At 38.7% G+C, this 20,970-nt stretch carries 13 protein-coding genes; 9 read left to right on the top strand and 4 right to left on the bottom strand.

The genetic code is table 11. From position 1 onward, the window contains the following. Nucleotides 1–5: 5 nt before the first annotated feature. The 4 genes from Q0948_RS02290 to Q0948_RS02275 are packed head-to-tail and all read left to right on the top strand — an operon-like array spanning nucleotide 6 to nucleotide 3,499. Nucleotides 6–1,232: an Nramp family divalent metal transporter gene (locus tag Q0948_RS02290; RefSeq protein ID WP_298347936.1), complete on the top strand. Its 1,227-nt coding sequence runs from the start codon at nucleotides 6–8 to the stop codon at nucleotides 1,230–1,232. Further along, complete coding sequence (gene pxpA / locus Q0948_RS02285) at nucleotides 1,229–1,960, top strand: 5-oxoprolinase subunit PxpA (protein WP_298347937.1); 732 nt, start codon at nucleotides 1,229–1,231, stop codon at nucleotides 1,958–1,960. The genes Q0948_RS02290 and pxpA overlap by 4 nt, the downstream gene beginning before the upstream one ends. Further along, complete coding sequence (gene pxpB / locus Q0948_RS02280; protein ID WP_298347938.1) at nucleotides 1,960–2,649, top strand: 5-oxoprolinase subunit PxpB; 690 nt, start codon at nucleotides 1,960–1,962, stop codon at nucleotides 2,647–2,649. The genes pxpA and pxpB overlap by 1 nt, the downstream gene beginning before the upstream one ends. Further along, on the top strand, nucleotides 2,642–3,499 hold the full coding sequence (locus tag Q0948_RS02275; protein ID WP_298347939.1) for a biotin-dependent carboxyltransferase family protein: 858 nt from the start codon (nucleotides 2,642–2,644) through the stop codon (nucleotides 3,497–3,499). Before pxpB ends, Q0948_RS02275 begins: the two co-directional genes overlap by 8 nt. On the opposite strand, the gene Q0948_RS02270 is transcribed toward Q0948_RS02275, so the two are convergent. Continuing rightward, nucleotides 3,482–3,736, bottom strand: a complete 255-nt coding sequence (locus Q0948_RS02270) for a hypothetical protein (protein ID WP_298347940.1) — start codon at nucleotides 3,734–3,736, stop codon at nucleotides 3,482–3,484. The two genes, Q0948_RS02275 and Q0948_RS02270, sit on opposite strands and share 18 nt — an antisense overlap. Before the next feature lie 158 nt (nucleotides 3,737–3,894). Next, entirely contained in the window at nucleotides 3,895–5,268 is a 1,374-nt protein-coding gene (locus tag Q0948_RS02265) for an aldehyde dehydrogenase (RefSeq protein WP_298347941.1), read from the bottom strand. 338 nt (nucleotides 5,269–5,606) lie between these two features. Between Q0948_RS02265 and ilvD the strand changes: the two genes are divergently transcribed. The 5 genes from ilvD (at nucleotide 5,607) to ilvA (ending at nucleotide 12,574) form a co-directional block, all read left to right on the top strand. Then, the gene (gene ilvD / locus Q0948_RS02260; RefSeq protein WP_298347942.1) at nucleotides 5,607–7,286 is read left to right on the top strand and encodes a dihydroxy-acid dehydratase; all 1,680 of its coding nucleotides are present in this window, start codon (nucleotides 5,607–5,609) and stop codon (nucleotides 7,284–7,286) included. Nucleotides 7,287–7,359: 73 nt separating this feature from the next. Continuing rightward, complete coding sequence (ilvB, locus tag Q0948_RS02255; RefSeq protein WP_298347943.1) at nucleotides 7,360–9,084, top strand: biosynthetic-type acetolactate synthase large subunit; 1,725 nt, start codon at nucleotides 7,360–7,362, stop codon at nucleotides 9,082–9,084. A gap of 46 nt (nucleotides 9,085–9,130) precedes the next feature. Next, complete coding sequence (gene ilvN, locus Q0948_RS02250) at nucleotides 9,131–9,691, top strand: acetolactate synthase small subunit (RefSeq protein WP_035325165.1); 561 nt, start codon at nucleotides 9,131–9,133, stop codon at nucleotides 9,689–9,691. Nucleotides 9,692–9,782: 91 nt separating this feature from the next. Beyond that, nucleotides 9,783–11,279 (top strand): ketol-acid reductoisomerase, encoded by a 1,497-nt coding sequence (gene ilvC / locus Q0948_RS02245; RefSeq protein ID WP_298347944.1) that lies wholly within the window; start codon nucleotides 9,783–9,785, stop codon nucleotides 11,277–11,279. A 29-nt stretch (nucleotides 11,280–11,308) separates the two neighbouring features. Next, nucleotides 11,309–12,574 carry a threonine ammonia-lyase IlvA gene (ilvA, locus tag Q0948_RS02240; protein ID WP_298347945.1) on the top strand — a complete coding sequence of 422 codons (1,266 nt, stop codon included), beginning with the start codon at nucleotides 11,309–11,311 and terminating at the stop codon, nucleotides 12,572–12,574. An 87-nt stretch (nucleotides 12,575–12,661) separates the two neighbouring features. On the opposite strand, the gene Q0948_RS02235 is transcribed toward ilvA, so the two are convergent. Together Q0948_RS02235 and Q0948_RS02230 are read right to left on the bottom strand one after the other, a co-directional pair. After that, nucleotides 12,662–14,083, bottom strand: coding sequence for a glycosyltransferase (locus tag Q0948_RS02235; RefSeq protein ID WP_298491201.1), 1,422 nt, complete (start codon nucleotides 14,081–14,083; stop codon nucleotides 12,662–12,664). A gap of 214 nt (nucleotides 14,084–14,297) precedes the next feature. Beyond that, nucleotides 14,298–20,759: a choice-of-anchor D domain-containing protein gene (locus Q0948_RS02230; protein WP_298347947.1), complete on the bottom strand. Its 6,462-nt coding sequence runs from the start codon at nucleotides 20,757–20,759 to the stop codon at nucleotides 14,298–14,300. Between the last annotated feature and the right edge of the window lie 211 nt (nucleotides 20,760–20,970).

Raw genomic sequence — 20,970 nt, 5'->3', positions numbered from 1 at the left:
TTTTAATGAACTACAAAAAAAGAACAATCTCTGGGCCGGGAGTTTTAGTTGCTGCCGCTTTTATAGGCCCTGGTACAGTAACCGTTTGTACAATTACGGGTGCCACTTATGGTTTTACACTATTATGGGCAATGGTGCTCTCTATTATAGCGACCATTGTGCTACAAGAAATGGCAGCACGTATAGGTCTTGTAACTGGTAAGGGTCTTGCTGGAGTTATACGAGAGACTATATCAAATAAGTTTTTTAGAATCTTTGCAATAGGTTTAATGTTATCTGCCATAGCATTAGGTAATGCTGCTTATGAAGCTGGTAACCTAAGTGGTGGAGTTTTAGGTATAGAAGCTCTAGGTCTTTCTGGGCTTTTTAAAATAGGTGGTCTCACACTTAACGCGTGGAGCATATCTCTGGGGGCTCTAGCTGCAATTATTTTATTTATAGGTAATTATAAGGTTCTTGAGAAAATACTTGTAGCGCTTGTGATTATTATGAGTCTAGCTTTTTTAATCACAGCTGTAATGACCAAGCCAGATATACTAGCGCTTATAAAGGGAAGTTTTGTACCATCTTTTCCAGATGATAGTTTACTTACTATTGTAGCACTTATAGGTACCACTGTAGTACCTTATAATTTATTTTTACACGCATCTTTAGTATCAGAAAAGTGGAGTGGTAAAGAAGATATACCTGCCGCACGCAGAGATACTGTTGTTGCAGTAATTTTAGGAGGTTTAGTGAGTATGGCTATTATAGTTTGTGCTGCAGCTATACAAAGTGGTGAAGTAAAAAATGCTGCAGATTTAGCTAGAAGTTTAGAGCCACTTTTTGGAGATTATGCTAGATATTTTATTGGTCTAGGGCTAGGAGCTGCTGGTCTAACATCTGCAATAACAGCACCACTGGCAGCCGCATATGTAGTTCAAGGTTGCTTGGGGTGGAAATCAAACTTAAAAGCAACTAAGTTTAGATTAGTATGGTTAACCATACTCATATTAGGTATTGTGTTTTCTTCTGTAGGCTATAGTCCAGTAGAGATTATACAGTTTGCTCAAGTGGCAAATGGAGTCTTGTTACCTATTATAGCTGGATATTTAATTTGGGTAATTAATAAGAGAGCGGTATTAGGAAGTCATACCAATACAACAGTACAAAACATCATTTCGATTGTAATTTGGTGTGTGGTATTTATTCTTGGCGCTCGTACGATTCTTAAAGTCTTTGGGGTATTATGATTTCCATAGATATTAATAGTGATGTGGGAGAAGGTATTGGTAATGAAGCTTTATTAATGCCTCTTATAAGTTCTTGTAACATAGCCTGCGGTGGTCACGCGGGTGATGAAAAAACGATGCGTGAGGTTCTCGCTTTCGCGAAAGCGTATAACGTAAAAATAGGTGCTCACCCTAGCTATCCTGATAAAGAGAATTTTGGGAGATTACCTATGGATATTTCTAAAAAAACACTCCAAGAGTCCTTAAGAAATCAAATAACAACACTTAAAAACCTCGCCGAAGAAAGTGGCTTACCATTACACCACATTAAGCCTCACGGTGCATTATATAACAAAGCAGCTAGAGACGAGGAGACAGCGATGATAGTTATTGAGACCGTGCACAGTATAGATAAAAACCTTGCACTTTACGTACCATACGGTTCTCTTATTGCTAGACTTGCAAGGCTCCGTTTAAAAACCATTGTAGAAGGGTTTGCAGATAGAGCATATAATTCAGATTATAGCTTAGTCTCACGCAGCGAGTACGGGAGTGTACTGCACGATACTAAGCAAGTTCTTGCGCACGTCTTGTCTATGGTCAAGGATGAAATACTCACCACTCGAGATGGTAAAAATCTCTCTTTTAAAATAGACACGATATGTGTGCACGGGGATACAGAAAATGCTTTGGAAATAGTACGCAATTTACATACTGAGTTGACCAAACAAGGAATACAAATCATATAATGAATACCTATCAATATGCTATAACACGGCTAGGAGAATTTGCGATACTCATACAGGTAGACAGTAAAGCGTCTCACGAGTTATTAGAATGGCTACTAGCTAAGAAAGCGCAATTACAGGTGCTCACTAACGTTGAGGTGGTGACCACCTATAACGAGATACTTGTAAAGTCTATAAATCCAGTACATTTTAATTATGAAGGTATTGAGACTCGCATTCATAAAATTCTTAACTCCTCTAAAGAATCAATAGAAGCTAACGAGATAATTCATAAAATTCCAGTTTGCTATCATCCAGAAATTGCTCCAGATCTTGAGGACTATGCTAGTAAGGTGGGGCTTGATATAAAGAGTATTATAAACCTACATACTGCGCCAGTCTATCCAGTACATTTTATCGGTTTTTTGCCAGGCTTCCCTTATTTAGAAGGTTTAAATAGCAGGTTGTTTTTAAATAGAAAGGAAACTCCTTCACAACACGTAGCATCTGGAAGCGTAGCTATAGGGGGTACTCAAACGGGTATTTACCCACAACAAAGCCCAGGTGGCTGGCACGTCATAGGTAAAACTCCTCTACACCTATTTGATATAAGTAAAACATCACCTGCGCTTATAAAAGCTGGAGATAAAATCCAATTTACTTCTATTACTCTAGAGGCGTATAACTTGTTAAGTGATAAGGATGAGTAAGAGTATTCAAATATTAGATAAAGGTTTTTTTACAACGGTGCAAGATGGTGGTCGTTATGGATATGCAGCTATAGGTGTACCAGAAAGCGGTGCGATGGATAGACTCGCATATACTCAAGCAAATAGACTTCTCAATAATCACCCTAATGCAGCAATACTAGAATGTACACTAGTAGGGCCTAAGATTAGATTTAATCACCCTACCTATGTTGTGATAACAGGAGCACATATGGATGTTACTCTAGACGGGACACCAGTAAAAATAGGTGTACCAACTCTTGCAAAAGCCTCGCAGATTCTCTACACCTCAAAAATTAGCCGGGGAACTAGATGTTATATAGCCTTTGGCGGTGGTCTAGAAACTGCAACAGTTTTAAACAGTAAGAGTTGGTATACACCTATAACTCCTGATAATCAAATTAGAAATGGGGCAACATTATCACTCGGTATTTCTACCTACGGTGATCGTAAAGGGGCTCATATAAAATATAAATCAGCATACTTGAGTGCGGGTAGGGTTCACACTATTCAAGCTTTTAGGGGGCCAGAGTATAGGTTGCTGACTCATAGTGAACAACAACTTCTGGCAGTGCCTTTTACTATTTCAAAACTATGGAATAGAATGGCGGTACAGCTCCAAGAGCCATTTGATAATAAACTTAAAAGTATAGCCACTAGCCCAGTTATTCCTGGTACCGTGCAGCTTACACCTTCAGGTAAAATAATTATACTTATGCGCGACTGCCAGACTACGGGGGGATATCCTCGTATCCTTCAGATAGCACAATCTAGTATTAATATCCTTGCGCAAATGCAGCAAGGAGATGGTATTTTATTGTCCGTTACTTGATTGACGATGTTCCATAACGATATCACTTAATATTTGTACTGCATCACCCGTACCTAGCATCTCTTCTAGTTTTATAGCTTCCTCTTTTAGTGCATCGTGTTTAAGCATTGTAAGCCATAGATTATTAATATAATCTGCATAATCTTGGTCTTCATTCCAGTGCGTAAGTTGTAGACGTCTACTACGTGCATACAACTTTTGTAAATTTAGTTTGCAAAAGGTTAATGTTGATGGCATAATAAACGGTCGTGCACTCTTTAAACGTTCGGTTTTTGATGGTCTACCCATAATAATCTACTTATACAGGGGGGAATTAAACTTACGTAAAGATAAAGGCTGTGTAGTTTTTAATGTAGGGGTAAATGCCCCTTTTTAAAAATTTGATTAACAGGGTGTTATAGCCATTTCATAAATTTTTTGAGTACACTTAATTTGCCTTTATAAGGAGCATATCTTACAGGTACATCGAGCCAGGTGCCTCTTTTTACCACAGACTTTGCGTGACTAAAAGTGTAAAAACTCTTCTCGCCGTGATAGCTACCTATACCAGAATGTCCCACACCGCCAAAGGCGAGCTTATCATTTATAAAATGAATAAGTGTATCGTTCATAGCACCACCACCATAAGAAAAAGTTGTGTTGAACCAATTTTTAAAAGAACGCTTTCGCGAAAAAACATACGCACTCAGTGGTTTTTCCATAGCATTGATGACTAGTGAGATTTCTTCCTTTCTATCATAAGTAAGCACTGGCAGTATGGGACCAAAGATTTCATCTTGCATTACAGTATCTTTTACAGATACATCATTAAGTACGGTAGGAGCAATATATAGGTCATTTTTATCTGTTTGTCCACCTTTATAAATAGTTGCACTCTCAAGCATCTCAGAGAGTCTATCAAAATTTTTATCATTGATTATGCGAGCAAAATCTTTCGAAATCTTTGGATCTGCTCCATAAGCCTTAGTAATTTCTATATCTATAGCTTTGAGCAAAGCATCTTTAACAGAGGAGTGCACCAGTATATAATCTGGAGCAATACAGGTTTGTCCAGCATTTACAAATTTACCCCATACAATGCGTCTTGCTGTTTGTTGTATACGCGCTGTCTCGTCTACCACACAAGGACTTTTACCACCTAGTTCTAGGGTAACTGGTGTAAGATGTTCTGCGGCTGCTTTGTAAATTATTTTTCCTACGGGTACACTACCAGTAAAGAATATGTAATCCCAGCGTTGTTTAAGAAGTTCTTGGGCTACCTCTTTATCACCTTGTACAATGTTTACATAAGCCGGGTCAAACACTTCGGTAATTATTTTTTCTAAGAGATTTGCTGTGTTAGGTGTAAGTTCGCTAGGTTTTAAGACCACTGTATTTCCTGCAGCAATAGCGCCTATCATAGGTCCTACGGCAAGTTGAAAGGGATAGTTCCAAGGGGCAATGATTAATGCAGTACCATAGGGCTCATAATGTACGGCGGCACTAGAGGGAAAATTAAGTAAAGAAGCCTTTACTTTTTTTGGCATCTGCCATTTCCAGATTTCCTTTATGGCGAGATTTATTTCTTTAATGACAACACTTATTTCTGTAGCAACTGTTTCAAATGCTGGTTTTTTAAAATCGGCTGCCAGTGCATCTATGATATCTTGCTCGTGATTTTTTATGCTTTCGCGAAAGCGTACTAAGGCAGCTTTCCTATATGCGATATCCTTAGATTGACCCGTCGCAAAAAAGGCACGCTGATTTTCAAGAATGGATGGAATTTTCAAAATATGTGTGTTTTCTATAAAAATAAGCTGTTTTTACGGCATCTCTTCTTCATTGACAAAGTTTTAGGAATTTTTATGGTACGTGATAAATAAGATCACATCACATAACTCAGATTATGAAATATTTAAAATCTCACAGTTTATGCTGTGATAATTAGTGTTATGATAAAAATGCTAAGACTAGAATTAGGGTAGGATTCCATTTTAAATTGATTTAAAAAACTGATTTACAGTATTTTAGATGTTTTAAATGCACGTTGGTTGTCGGGTGTAGTTTATACTGAGTCTGTAGGTGCCGCAAGAGAGTAATAATTTTAACCAGTCAAAACCACAAACCATTGAAAGAACTTAATAAATATAGTAAAGCGGTAACTCAAGATCCTACGCAGCCAGCTGCTCAGGCAATGTTGCACGCTATAGGACTTACAGATGAAGATTTTAAAAAACCACTTGTAGGTATTGCCAGTACAGGTTATGAGGGTAATCCTTGTAATATGCACTTAAATAACCTTGCACTAGATATTAAAAAGGGAGTACAAACTTCTGATCTGGTAGGTCTTATTTATAATACCATAGGAGTAAGTGACGGTATCTCAATGGGTACTCCTGGTATGCGGTACTCACTACCTAGTAGAGATATTATTGCAGACTCAATGGAGACTGTAGTACAAGCTATGTCTTATGATGCACTGGTTACAGTGGTAGGTTGTGATAAAAATATGCCGGGTGCTCTTATGGCACAGCTTAGGCTAGATAGACCATCTATACTCGTCTATGGAGGAACTATAGCACCAGGATGTCACGAAGATAAAAAGCTAGATGTAGTGTCTGCTTTTGAAGCTTGGGGAGAAAAAGTAGCTGGTAGTATTACAGAGCAAGAGTTTAAAACGGTGGTAAAAAAAGCCTGTCCGGGTGCTGGTGCGTGTGGTGGTATGTATACTGCAAACACGATGGCAAGCGCGATTGAGGCATTAGGGATGAGCTTGCCTTATACAAGTTCTAACCCTGCAGTGTCACCTAATAAAACTGCGGAGTGTGCTAGAGTAGGGGCTGCTTTAAGAAACCTAATAGAAAAAGACATAAAACCCTCAGACATTGTTACTCGCAAGTCACTAGAGAATGCGGTGAGACTTGTAACAGTACTAGGAGGATCTACTAATGCGGTACTGCACTTTCTCGCTATAGCAAAGGCTGCACAAGTTTCATTTACACTAGAAGATTTCCAAAAAATAAGCGACACCACACCTTTTCTAGCAGATCTTAAACCATCAGGAAAATACCTTATGGAAGATTTACATAATGTAGGAGGAGTGCCGGGCGTATTAAAGTATATGCTAGAGCAGGGTATGTTGCACGGTGACTGTATGACTGTAACTGGTAAAACCATTGCAGAGAATCTAGCAGTTGTAGACCATCTTCAGGCACATCAAGATGTTATTCATTCGGTTGAGAATCCTATTAAAGAGACGGGACACATCCGTATTCTTTATGGAAATATTGCAAGTGAAGGATCTGTGGCAAAAATTACCGGTAAAGAGGGGTTACATTTTTGCGGAAGCGCAAGAGTTTATAACGGTGAGTATGCTGCAAACGCGGGTATAGGTGCTGGAGAGGTGAAAAAGGGTGATGTAGTCGTTATACGCTACGAAGGGCCACAAGGAGGACCGGGTATGCCAGAAATGCTCAAACCTACAGCGGCTATAATGGGTGCAGGTTTAGGTAAAGATGTAGCACTTATTACAGATGGTCGTTTTTCTGGAGGGACACACGGTTTTGTGGTAGGTCATATCACGCCAGAAGCACAAGTAGGAGGTGGTATTGCGCTTATAGAAAATGGAGATACCATCGTGATTAACGCTGAGACGAATACAATTAATGTTGAGATAAGTGAGAGCGAACTAGAAGCACGTAAAAAGAACTGGGTAGCTCCAGAGCTTAAAGTAAAACGTGGCTCACTTTATAAATATGCTCGTATGGTCTCATCTGCGAGTGAGGGATGCGTGACAGACGAGTTCTAGCACAACACAAGCACAATAAACAGACGCCTAGCGAGCGTGATAGAATAGAAATAACATTTAAAGCGTACAACCTATGGACGTGAAGACACAAAATACATCAGACACTACAACTACCACAATGAGCGGTAGTGAGGCATTGATACACTGTCTTGTAGCAGAGGGAGCAGATCTTATTTATGGGTATCCTGGCGGAGCTATAATGCCATTTTATGATGAGCTACACAAGCATCAAGATAAAATCAAGCACGTCCTTACCAGACACGAGCAAGGAGCGACACACGCTGCACAAGGATTTGCCCGTGCGACGGGTAAAGTAGGAGTTGCCATTGCCACTTCTGGTCCTGGAGCGACTAACTTAATTACGGGTATTGCAGATGCTCAGATAGACAGCACACCTATGGTTTGTATCACAGGTCAAGTAGGGTCTCACTTATTGGGTAGCGATGCTTTTCAAGAGACAGATATCATAGGTATCTCTACACCAGTCACAAAGTGGAATCATCAAATAACTAGGGTAGAGGAGATACCAGAGGTACTTGCAAAGGCATTTTATATAGCGAGATCTGGAAGACCAGGGCCTGTACTTATTGATATTACAAAAGATGCACAGTTTGCAGAGTTTGATTTTGCTTACGCGAAATGTGACTACATACGAAGCTATACACCTACACCAGCAGTAAATGACACAGAAATCGCTCAAGCTGCCAAAGTTATAAATGAGGCCAAAAAACCAATGATAGTATGGGGGCAAGGTGTGATACTAGGTGAAGCCGAAAATGAGTTTAAAGCCTTTGTTGAGAAATCAGGGATACCAGCTGCTTGGACCATTTTAGGTGTCTCTGCAATCCCTACAGAGCATCCTCTTAACGTAGGTATGGTAGGTATGCACGGTAATTATGCACCTAATGTGTTGACAAATGGTTGTGATGTTCTTATTGCTATTGGGATGCGTTTTGATGACCGTGTTACGGGTAATCTCGCGACCTATGCAAAGCAAGCTAAGGTCATACACTTTGAGATCGACCCTGCAGAAGTAAATAAAAATGTAAAGGCAGATATTGCAATACTAGGTAACTCAAAAGAGACACTGGCAAAAATCTTACCTCATATAGAACAAAAGAGCCATAAGGCGTGGCACCAAAAATTTAAAGATCTCTATGCTATCGAGTATGAGAAGGTCATAAAGAATGACATTTTACCTACTAAGGAAGGCCTCACAATGGGTGAGGTTGTAAACCTTATCAATAAACAAACTAATGGTGAAGCTATTATTGTAACAGACGTAGGACAGCACCAGATGGTAGGTATACGCTATGCAGACTTTAAAAAGTCTAAAAGTAATATCACTTCTGGAGGGCTAGGTACAATGGGATTTGCATTACCAGCAGCCATAGGGGCAAAAATGGGAGCGCCAGAGCGAGAAGTGGTGGCCATTATAGGTGACGGTGGTTACCAGATGACTATACAAGAGCTAGGTGTCATCTTTCAAGCAGAGGTGCCGGTTAAGATAGTTGTGCTTAACAACGAATTTTTAGGAATGGTGCGCCAGTGGCAACAGCTATTTTTTGATAAGCGATACGCTAGCACCACTATGAAAAATCCTAATTTCTGTAAAATAGCAGAAGCTTATGATATAGATAACCAGAAGGTAAGTACTAGAGAAGAACTAGGGCCAGCTGTAGAGAAGATGATTGCCTCAAAGGACAGTTTCTTCTTAGAAGTAATGGTAGAGAAAGAAGATAACGTTTTCCCTATGATACCTACAGGAGCATCTGTATCAGATATAAGATTAGAATAATAACCAGTATATACAGCAGTACAAAGTATACATAAACAGGTTACCTATGAGTGAAGTAAAAACATTTACCGTAAACATATATACCGAAAATAATATTGGGTTATTAAACCGTATTTCGGCTATATTTCAGCGTCGTAAGATTAATATAGAAAGCCTTTCTGCCTCAGAAAGTGAGATAGATGATGTGTTTAAATTTATCATCGTAGTAAATGTCACAGAAGAGCAAATGGCAAAAATACAAGGCCAGATAGAACGTCAAGTTGAGGTGATAAAGGCATTTTATCACACAGATGAGGAAACCATCTTTACAGAGAGTGCGCTATTTAAGATCAAGTCAAATTTACTTTTTGAAGAGCCTCAAATTCAAAATATTATAAAAGAAAGTCAGGCGCGTATCGTGACTGTAAATAAGGACTTCTTTGTGCTTGAAAAAGCAGGAAGACGCTCAGAGATTGAGCTTGTACATAGAGAGCTTAAACCTTTTGGGATAATGCAATTTACACGCTCTGGTAGAATAGCAGTCACAAAAACAGAGATGCCTATTTCTACATTATTACAACGTATAGAAGAGAGTAATGAGGTCGCCTTTGGCAAATCCCAAGCTTAGATAACTAATATAAAAGAACTAATCCAACAACCTAGGAGGGTAAGACCGCTTTCGCGAAAGCAAAAAAAGAATTCTCCGCAATGTAATTACAATGAAAAATTATTTTAACACATTACCACTAAGGGATCAATTATCACAACTGGGAAAATGCCGCTTTATGGATGCCAGTGAGTTTGAAGATGGTATTGCTGCCATTGCAGATAAGAAAATCGTGATTGTAGGGTGCGGTGCACAAGGACTTAACCAAGGTCTCAATATGAGAGATAGCGGCTGTGATATTTCTTATGCACTAAGAGAAGGAGCAATTACAGAAAAGCGCCAGTCTTATAAAAATGCCACTTCAAATGGTTTTACGGTAGGAACTTATGAAGAATTAATCCCTACGGCAGATCTAGTTTTAAACCTTACTCCAGACAAGCAGCATACAGCCGTAGTAAAAGCAGTTATGCCGCTTATGAAGCAAGGAGCAACACTTGCTTACTCGCACGGTTTTAATATTGTAGAAGAAGGGATGCAGGTACGTGATGACCTTACGGTAATTATGGTAGCTCCTAAGTGTCCAGGGTCTGAGGTACGTGAGGAATATAAAAGAGGTTTTGGCGTACCTACACTTATCGCAGTACACCCAGATAATGATCCAGAAGGAAAGGGGCTTGCTCAAGCTAAAGCATATGCAGCGGCTACAGGTGGTCACAGAGCAGGAGTACTAGAATCTTCTTTTGTGGCAGAGGTAAAGTCTGATCTTATGGGCGAGCAAACCATCTTATGTGGTGTGTTACAAACGGGATCGATACTCTGTTTTGATAAAATGGTAGAGAAGGGTATAGACCCGGCATATGCAGGTAAACTCATACAGTATGGATGGGAGACTATTACAGAAGCACTTAAGCACGGTGGTATCACAAATATGATGGATCGTCTCGATAACCCGTCTAAGATTAAAGCATATAACCTATCAGAAGAGCTTAAGGATATAATGAGACCGCTTTTTGAGAAGCATATGGATGATATTATCTCTGGTCACTTCTCAAAAACTATGATGGAAGACTGGGCTGCAGATGATAAAAATCTTCACACCTGGAGAGCTGCCACTGGAGAGACCAATTTTGAAAAGCAAGAAATCACATCACAAGAGATAAGTGAGCAAGAGTATTTTGACCACGGTGTGCTTATGGTAGCAATGGTAAAGGCTGGTGTAGAGCTAGCGTTTGAAACGATGACAGCTGCAGGTATTATAGAAGAAAGTGCTTATTATGAGTCACTACACGAGACACCACTTATTGCAAATACCATTGCAAGAAAGAAGCTTTTTGAGATGAATCGTATTATTTCAGACACGGCAGAGTATGGTTGTTATCTTTTTGATCACGCCTGTAAACCACTCCTTACAGACTTTATGAAAACGGTAGATACAGATATTATAGGTATCTCTTTTACTCACGATAATGGAGTAGATAATCAAGAGCTCATTGCTGTAAATGATGCCATACGTAACCACCCTGTAGAAGAAATAGGAGCAACCCTACGTAAAGCAATGGTTGCTATGAAAAAAGTAAAAACCGAAGAGCAAGAAGCTGTTCTAAGCTAGTACTTATTGCCACCTCGCGGTGGATACTTATGGAAGAAACGCTCAAAACATACATACCCACACTCAAATCTGTAACAGATGCGGCAAACAGGGTGCGCAAAGTGGTCTCAAAGACACCGTTTATGCGCAGTTTTACATACTCAAAAAAGTATGAGGCAGAGGTGTTTTTAAAGCGTGAGGACTTACAACAGGTACGTAGCTATAAAATACGCGGCGCGTTTAATAAAATAAGTACGCTTACAGATGAGCAGAAGCAAGCAGGTATTGTTTGTGCAAGTGCTGGTAACCACGCACAAGGCGTAGCTCTTAGTTGTGCAAAACTTCATATAAAAGGGGCCATCTATATGCCTGCAACTACTCCAAAACAAAAGGTAGAGCAGGTACAAATGTTTGGTGACACTTGGGTTGAGGTTGTACTCACCGGTGACACCTTTGACGATGCTTATGCAAAAGCAAGTGAAGCTTGCATATCGCAACACAAAACCTTTGTACACCCCTTTGATGATGAAAAAATTATAGAAGGCCAGGCAACTGTAGGGCTTGAGATGGTAACTCAGTCAGAAAAGCCTCTGGATTATGTTTTTGTACCAGTAGGTGGCGGTGGCCTTATCGCGGGATTATCTAGTGTGTTTCATCATCTTTCTCCCAAAACAAAAATTATAGGCGTAGAGCCTGGAGGAGCGCCTGCGATGATGAACTCTCTTTTACAAAAAGAGAATACCACCTTAACAGAGATAGACAAGTTTGTAGATGGTGCCGCTGTACAACGAGTAGGAGAGCGCAACTTTAGTATCGTCCAGCAGCTAGTAGATCAAGTTGTGAGCGTGCCAGAGGGTAAAATATGCCAGACTATACTAGATCTGTACAATAGAGATGCCATTGTAGTAGAACCTGCAGGAGCACTTACTCTCGCAGTTTTAGATCAATTTAAAGAGGAGATACGTGGTAAGAATATAGCCTGTGTAGTAAGTGGTAGTAATAATGACATTACCAGAACTCCAGAGATTAAAGAACGAGCACTCTTATATCAAGGGTTAAAGCATTACTTTATTATTAAATTCCCGCAGCGAGCGGGTGCTCTTAAAGAGTTTGTGGCAGATGTACTCGGTAATACAGATGATATCACTTATTTTGAATATTCAAAAAAGACCAGTAGGGAGCAAGGCCCAGCTATTGTGGGTATTGAGATAAAATCTCCAGAAGATCTGGAACCTCTAGTAGAGAGAATGCATAAGCGTAAGTTCTTTGGTGAATATCTTAATGATAAACCTGAGTTGTTTCAACTATTGGTTTGAGTTACGCTTTCGCGAAAGCGTAATTATCTATAAAAATAAAAAGCCCTCATTATTAATAATGAGGGCTTTTATATTAATACATCTTACTTATGCTGCTTGTGGTAAACTACGTGTTAACCAGCCGCTTTTACCTGCGGTGGCAATGGCATATGGAGTTATCCAAAATAAACCAAAGGTATAGACAAGACTGTAAGTATATGCCCAAAATGACTCAGATGGCGTGTACTTTCTTGCATAAAATAAAGCCGGAAAAGTGGTGACAATTAAAATACTTACAAGAGTTGATGTTAAAAATAAAATGGGATGTGTTGCTACAAATAAGAGCATAAATATGAGAAATGGGTAACTCATTAAAATTGTTAAAAACTGATTTACAAATAACAGTCTTGCGCCTACTTTAGACTCTTTTCTAAAGTTTGTAAACACATACTTTGCCATAGCTAGGTTTTCTCTTACGTTGCTACGCCCCCATCTTATATACATTTTATAAAGGCCTTTATACTTTTCTGGGACGTTAGTATAAGCATATGCATTTTTTTGGAAAAGCACGTGCAGTCCTTGTTTTAAGATCATATTAGTAAGCGCTCTGTCTTCTCCTATATCTGAAGATTTGCCCATAAATTTTTGATCAATCCATTCATCTAGGCAAGCAAATACTGCATCTCTTCTGTATGCTGCCAGTGCTCCTGGTGTACATAATACTGCATTTACGTTACTCTCTGCGCTTCTCACAAACTCAAAACTAAGGGTGAAGCTCACATCTAGCATTTTTGGTAACAGGGCTCTTTCTTTATTGAGCACGCGTATATTTCCTGCTACAGCTCCACATTTTTTATTACCTATAAAGGGACTTACTAATAGTCTTAAGGTATTTGCATCTACTATAGAGTCACTGTCTACTGTGATGAAGATGTCACCTTTTCCTTCATTAAAGCCTCTATATAAGGCGTGACGTTTCCCCATATTTTTAGGTTGCTTACAGATGGAAACTCGATCACCTAGCTCTTTTTTTGCTTTTTGCATCCAGTACCAAGTGTCGTCTTGACTACCATCATCTATAGACAGTAGTTCTAGTTTGTGCAAAGGGTAATCACTAGCTGCAAGACTTTTGAGGGTTGCATATACTTGTTTTCCTTCGTTGTATGCAGGGACAATAACTGTACAAGTGGGTAACTCTTGATCACTTACTGATGCTACAGGTTTATATTTAAAATAGTGATATAGGGTATAGATAAAGAAGCTACTTTTAAAAACGAGGAGGGTAGAAGCAAAGGTCATAAAGCCATAACCAAATATCGAGCTCTTACGCTCAAAATCTAATTGTGAAAAATCATAGCGAAGCATATATGCGATATATGCTGAGACGGCTAGAAGCAGAAAGGTAGCGAGAAGTACAAATACTCCCCAAGGGTTTTTTGAGTCTTTTTGTAAAGAGCTCTGCGGGTTATGTTCTTTATTATAAGATGCAGTTGTGGGGATTTCTCTTGATGGATTGGTCGTTATATTCATATCTGGATTCATTCAAGTTTAACAATGATTTGAATGGTTTTACGCCAGGTAAGAATCTTTGGACTACCGACCGAATGTTATTTAACATCTATATACTGTAATTAACTTTACCCTAAGATTTATGAGTGCTAGATGTTAAAATAGGGAGAAAGCGTAAAAAAAATAAAGGCTTCCATCTGGAAGCCTTTATAATACCTTGCTTATATAAGCAATGCTAGTGAATAATTAATTTTTGAGTCTCCATAGTTTGCGGCTTTTCTATATTAAGAATATATGCCCCTGGAGCAACGTCTAGTACTGGGAGTTCTAAATGTGTAGCTTCATTATCTGGAGTCCAATCTTTTATAAGTTGCCCTAGAATATTGAACAACTGCAGCGATTTTATTTCATAATCTTGCGATTTGTCTATTATGATTGCTTGTGAATCTATATTAAAATACACACTAATAGAGTCAGATTCAAAAGTGTCTTCTATTACGACTTCTTCTTCTACATCTGTATCTTGAGCTACTTCGTCATCTTCTGTAGTTTCCTCATCAGTTTGTTCTTGCTCTTCTTCATCTGTAGTTTCTTCTTCCTCTTGTTCTTCACTTTCTGCTCTTTGGAAAACGATGTAAAATCTATCTTCATAAGTACCTGCGGAGAGTGTTATGGTATACTTGTCTTGAAGATTTGTAATATCTGTTGTAGTACCTAAAAGTTCATCAAGTACATAAACAGATACATTATCTGTATTAACATTTTCTAAGTCATCGAGTCCTATTGATATCTCTCCATCTATAGGTAGAGTAACTCTTACCGGAAATTGACGATCGTTTTCTATAGCAGGTACTCCTAGTATGATAGCCATTTCATCTTCGAGCATCCAAGTCATATCCTCAGTAGGATTTGATGTGATAACGCCATCATAAGCTCTGTCATAGTCAAAAGTTGTATTCTCGTCAATTGTCATAAGCAATTGTCTATGGAATTGACTAGGAGAATCAAACCCTATTCTAAACTTCTCTCTAAGATCTTCTTCTTGCACTACGGCATCTTCAATGTTACTGTCATCTGTATCTTCTTCTTGATCAGAATTAAAGAAGAATGTAGAAGAGGTACTCTCTTTTGCAAACGCTCTCTGTCTGTTGTTAAAAGTAGTAGTGCCAGTTGATACAGCCTCGACAAAGAATCCTTGGCCAACTGCTATAAAACGAGTTGGTGTTTTAGTTCCAGATCCTGTTTGACTCACAGCTGGATGGCTTACTGCTGGTGTACCACCGCTTAAGGTATATAAAGCATACCCTGCTTGATAATCTGACAGGTAGTGGCTTCCGCCACCCCAGTGTTCCCAGAAAAGTAAGGTTCCAGTAAGATGTGGATTATCGTTTATAAATGTATTTGCATCTATAGCAGATGGGAATGGATTACCAACAAGATATTGATTACCTGCATTAATTGTTTTGTTTATAGGCTCTGCTGTTGTTCCATTATTAGGTTTTCCTATAAATGTATAATTCTGTGGGTCTGGTACTGCTCCAGTACCTGGTCCCTTCATCGTGTATCCATCACCCGCAACTAAGTTTCCGGCGTTACCTATATGCTCCCAAGCACTGTAGGTATTTGCAAGATTGTTTCGGTATGCAAATAACCAAAAGTCACTTATTGTTACAGGAGAGGTTGGTGCTCCGTTATATCCAGTTCCAAAAGTCATCGTTGCTGGGCTATTAGGGTCTGTACCATCATTCATTATAGTAGAAATAGAATGACCTTGATTTATAGTGCTTGTATTTACAAGACCAACTGGCGAAGACCAAACGTTATACGAGTAGGTGTCTGATGTTCCTTGTTGATCTTTTTCTAGCCTACCAGAACTAGCTAGGTCAATATCACTATTTTCCGTTTGGATAAGTTGAGACTCGCCAACTAAATCCATTAAACCATCTAATTTTAAATAGTGAGAAACTTCAATTTTACTATCATTCTCAATACTTAATTCATTCGTTATAACATCTAGGCCTAAGACTGTGTTATTTTCATTAGTAGTTACATTATGTGAAGTTTGAACAATGTTCCAGTCTATAGTCTCATTAGAATCTACTATGGAAACAGCGCCAGGTATCTGTTGTGTACTACCATTCTCCCAAGTGTTGCTATTAGTCCAGTCCCCATTAGTTTCAGAAACATATGGTAGAGGAGCTGTTTGGAAATCTACAGTTTCTAGATTTTTTATAGCTGCCACGTGGTTATTGTCAGACTCATCTTTAACATTTGTAAACGTGTACCTATTCATAGGTAGATATAACTCTAGATTGCTCCAAGGAATAGTAGCTACTTCATTTTTAGAAATATTTTGAGGTATAATTTTCCCTACTACAGAGGCATCTGTAAACCTTTCAATTTCTTGGTTCATAATGAACTGTAATTGCTGTTGTGTAAGGTCATCATTCCATATTCGTACTTCATCAATGGTTCCATCAAAAAAGTTTGAAGGACTTGCGTGGTCTGTAGCCGCTATAAGCAGGTGTTGACTAGAAGCCGCGGGAGCAGGTAGATTACGACCTGTATCTTCAACTCCATCAATATAAAATGTTACTCTAGTACCATTGTAGATTACAGCAACGTGATGCCATTCATCTAGTGGTAGTGTTGTAGAAGCATTGTGAGCACGAGTTGTGCCACCAGCATCTTTCCACTGTATACGTGGTCTAAAAGCCGCGTTTAATCTTAAAGAGTAGCCTTCTGTAAAAGGAACATTACGCTTTGAAATAATCTCTCTGTTACCAGAGTTGGGTCCTCTTTTTACCCAAGCAGATATAGTAAATGGTCCTGTGAGATCTGCAACATCTTCTGCGTCCATATAATCTTGTACTCCATCAAAGGTGATAGAGCGCTCATAGTAGTATTCTGGAGCATAGCCGAAGGTTATGTACTTAGTTCCTTCAAAATCATAGGTAGTCTCAAGATTATCACCTACGACGTTCATAATTCTGTATTCTGAAGTTGGACTAAATGAAGGTGTGTCAGATACAAACATTAAGAAATCACCAGGCGGAGTAATAGTAGCAGTTAAGCTCACTTCTGGAATTGAGATCTTAACATCTCCTACAGATCCAGTCTCGACTACCTTCCAAGTTCTTCTAATCGCGGTAAAATCCACTAGCGTAGATAAACCAGCAATACCATTACTCATATCTACAGATATAGGTGCTGCTGCTGCTAGCGATTCGTTATTATTACCCCACATAAGGAAGTTTTTATCTGCTACAGTATTTGCGTTGCTTGCGATATTGTCAGAATTTGTATCATAAATATCCGTAAGTCCCATTGTAATAATCGCACCTGGGTTACTTGACGTTGATTGCTTTTGGTTAAGTGTTGCATCGTCATCTCTACCTATACCAGCTATGTCATATGTATATCCTGTATGTATAGCGGTATCCCAAATAATAGAACCATCACTATCAACATAGTTTTCATCACCTTCTCTTGTTTGAGTTGTGCTGTTTGTACTATGTAAGGTTACGCCATTTTTAAGAGCAAGGTATGATTGTATTCTCTTTTGGTCATAATCAGAGTTTGGCGAAGAAAAACTAATAACTTCTGTTATTTTACCATTCATCCAAGTGGAAATATCTGTTCTGTTAAGTCCAGCTCTACTTACACCTAGTGAGTATGTTGAGTTAATAAAATCATCATAAGGTAAAATTTCATTACTATTAGATGATCTGGCAGTAACGTTATCTACTTGGATTCCATTCTTATATATTTCAGTGACATTACCTAGGTTATTAGCTTTGATGTTTACAATAATTACTTCATCAGTATAAGAATCTGTAGGGCTAGAATATGCTCTTCCATAAGATTCTGTAGTAGTAGCACTAACAGTTTGAGGCGTTGTACCTACCATATGAGATAACATATTATCACTACCATTAAATCTTACAGAAATTTTTCCTGTCCAAAAACCACTACCATCTTCGGAAAATTGAGTATCACCAGCTCGGCCTCCAATGATTCCTTCATAAGCACTAGCCGTGGTACCGTCTATGGTTCCTTCTTGTTGCATAACTACCCAATACTCTCTACTATATAGACCACCTTTTCCCTTTAGTTGTGTTCTATCGGCTTCGGTAAATTTTATTACCGGATTATGATTAATATTTTCATCAAATGTATTGTAATAAATAGGGGCATTTTCGTGAGTTAAGAGTGCATCATTATCTGAAGCTTGGTCACTCCAAGTCTGGGTTGCTGCACCGCTTGTGGCAGCTATTCCATAATCTGATTTTAACCACAGTTTTAAATTTCCAGTTACATCACCAGGCCCAAGAGAAGGATTTGGCGGAATAACCATTGGATTCCCAGAAATTATTATGTTGTCAAAGTTTGCACCATCGTCAACAGTTGTATCGCCGTCTGAAGCAAAACGAACTCGAACTCGAACTTGATTATTATCATATAGCGTAGCAGGTAATTCTATGAACGACTTACTAAAATCTGATTTATTAATGTCATTTCCGTTATAATTAATTCCAGACCATCCATCAATATTGTTTCCTAAGCCATCTGCATCTGTTTCGGTATACCATCTTTTTTCGGCGAGTTCGGCTACAGTTCCTAAAATAACCCAATTAGTACCTCCATCTGGTGAGTACTCAATATTCATTGCATCATCAGGATCATTATCTAGATTGTATCGTACATCTATCTGTAATCTAAGATCAGTATAACCAGAACAATCTATTATAGGGCTAGTAACATACGTATTACTATTAGGTACGTAGTTGTTGTAATTATCTGTGTACCAAAAATTTCCTTCACTAGCTGGTTCATCTGGATTCATTCCATAAGTCCATACCGTTTGTCCTCCAGGATTTGTTACAGTCCATCCTCCGTCAGTGCTGTCAAAGGCCTCGTGGTATATTGTATATTGTGGAGTTGGATCTATGGAGGAAGTGGCTAAAAGTTCAAATGTATAAACTCCTTCATTTGCATCATTAGAACTTACTGTTATCGTTGGATTACCAGACCCCACAGCTCCTGGGAAATATGTGATTTGAAAACTAGATGTTCCTCCAGCAGGGATAATATTATTAGGTAATGCAGATACACTAAAATCTCCACTCCCGGCACCCGTTATTTCAACTAAGGGTGTACCGTTTAAAACAAGGTCACTTGTACCAGAGTTTGTTATTAAAAAATCTCTTGTAGTAGAAGAACCTATAAAAGTATTACCATAGTCAGTATTATCTGCTGTAGATGGTGTTGTATCGCCATCTGTTATCGTTACGCCATTTCCAGATATATCGATTTCTGGAGAAGTAGTAATCACTCCTTGTCCAGTAATTGTAAAGTTAAATGGGTTTTCATCACTATCGTTATTTGTAATACTTACAGTTGCTGTGTGGACTCCAGGTAGTGCGGGAGTATATGTGATTTCAAAAGTAGTTGAACCTCCACCTGGTATAATACTATTAACAGGTACCTGAGTTAATGAGAAGTAGCCAGAACCGGTAATCTGAACATATGGAGAAGCTCCAGTAAGTAGTAGATTTGCAGAGCCTATATTATTTATATTAAATGTGCTCACCTTAGAGTTACCTATAAGGCTTGTGCCAAAATCTGTTGCATTACTTACTGCAGGGGTTGTGCTTCCATCAGTAACTTGGTTTCCTAGACCATCAATGGCTATTTCCGGTTGGGGACCCTCTGATTCACCTGTTATGCTAAAACTATAAGGGTTTTCATTACTATCATTATTAGCCACAGTAAAAGTGGCATTATGTGTACCTCCTAAAGTTGGGTTATATGTGATTACAAATGTTGCAGATGCTCCAGCTGCGATAGTCGATGGTGGAGGAGTGGTAATGCTAAATTCACCTGGGTTTGCTCCTCCTAATGTCCAGCCAGACAAGTTGAGCACCGCTGTACCAGAATTAGTAATAGTAAATGTACGATTAAGTGTAGTTCCTGCAGTTATTGTCCCGTAGTCTGTATCGTCATTAATAGCTGGAGTTGTATCTCCATCAGGTATTACAATGCCTTGACCAGAGATGGCTATCTCTGGTTGAGGGGTACTTAATGTTCCTCTTACAATTACACTTCTAAATGCTACTCCGTCATCATTAAATGCACCATCTGAGGCAAAGAATATTCTAAATCTCACGTTTGTAGCCCCGTCAAAAGCAGGGTCTAAAGCGCTTAAGTTTAATTGATTTGCAGGCGTAAAAGCATTTACATTACCAGACCAGCCATCAGCATTATTTGCAATACCATCTACATCTGTATCATTATAATATCCTGTTGCCGCAGAGCCAAGAACAGTCCAAGCGCTTCCGCCTATGCTGTATTGTATTTGAGCACCATCCCAACCAGCTTCTGTATTTATATATCGCTCTATATCAAAAGTAAGGTTATTATAACCAGAGAAGTCTATGGATGGGCTCTCTATACCAATACGTGTGTTATTATTATAGTTATTGTGTGGTGTGTTAATAACATAGCCGGGTCCAGTTTGAATTAAAAATGATCCATTAGTATTTCCAGCACTATTAGTCCAAGCATTATCTCCTACAGTATCATTAAAATCTGCATCGAAGAGTACGGTTTGGGCACTACTCGTGTGCGCAAATGTGGTAATGAAAAGAATGAGGGACATTAAGCCAATTGCTTGGCTTAGAGTAGTTTTTTTCATAATGTAAATATTGTCTTTTAAAGGGACCTTAGGATCTTTAAAAATAGTTGGGATTGCTAAATTACTAAATTTTACGGTGTAAAGCGTTAAAAAGTGTTAAAATAGCGTAATTCAACTGTGATTTATGTATTTCATCGATGTTTTTAAAGAAATCACACTTAATTTTTACTTGTTTATTTCAGATAAGGTGCATTTTACCATCGACGAAATA

This window comes from uncultured Dokdonia sp., from assembly GCF_947496725.1.
In the GTDB taxonomy this organism is placed as follows: domain Bacteria; phylum Bacteroidota; class Bacteroidia; order Flavobacteriales; family Flavobacteriaceae; genus Dokdonia.
Note: the sequence above shows the minus strand (reverse complement) of the source record. Positions and strands in the feature narration are given on the sequence as shown.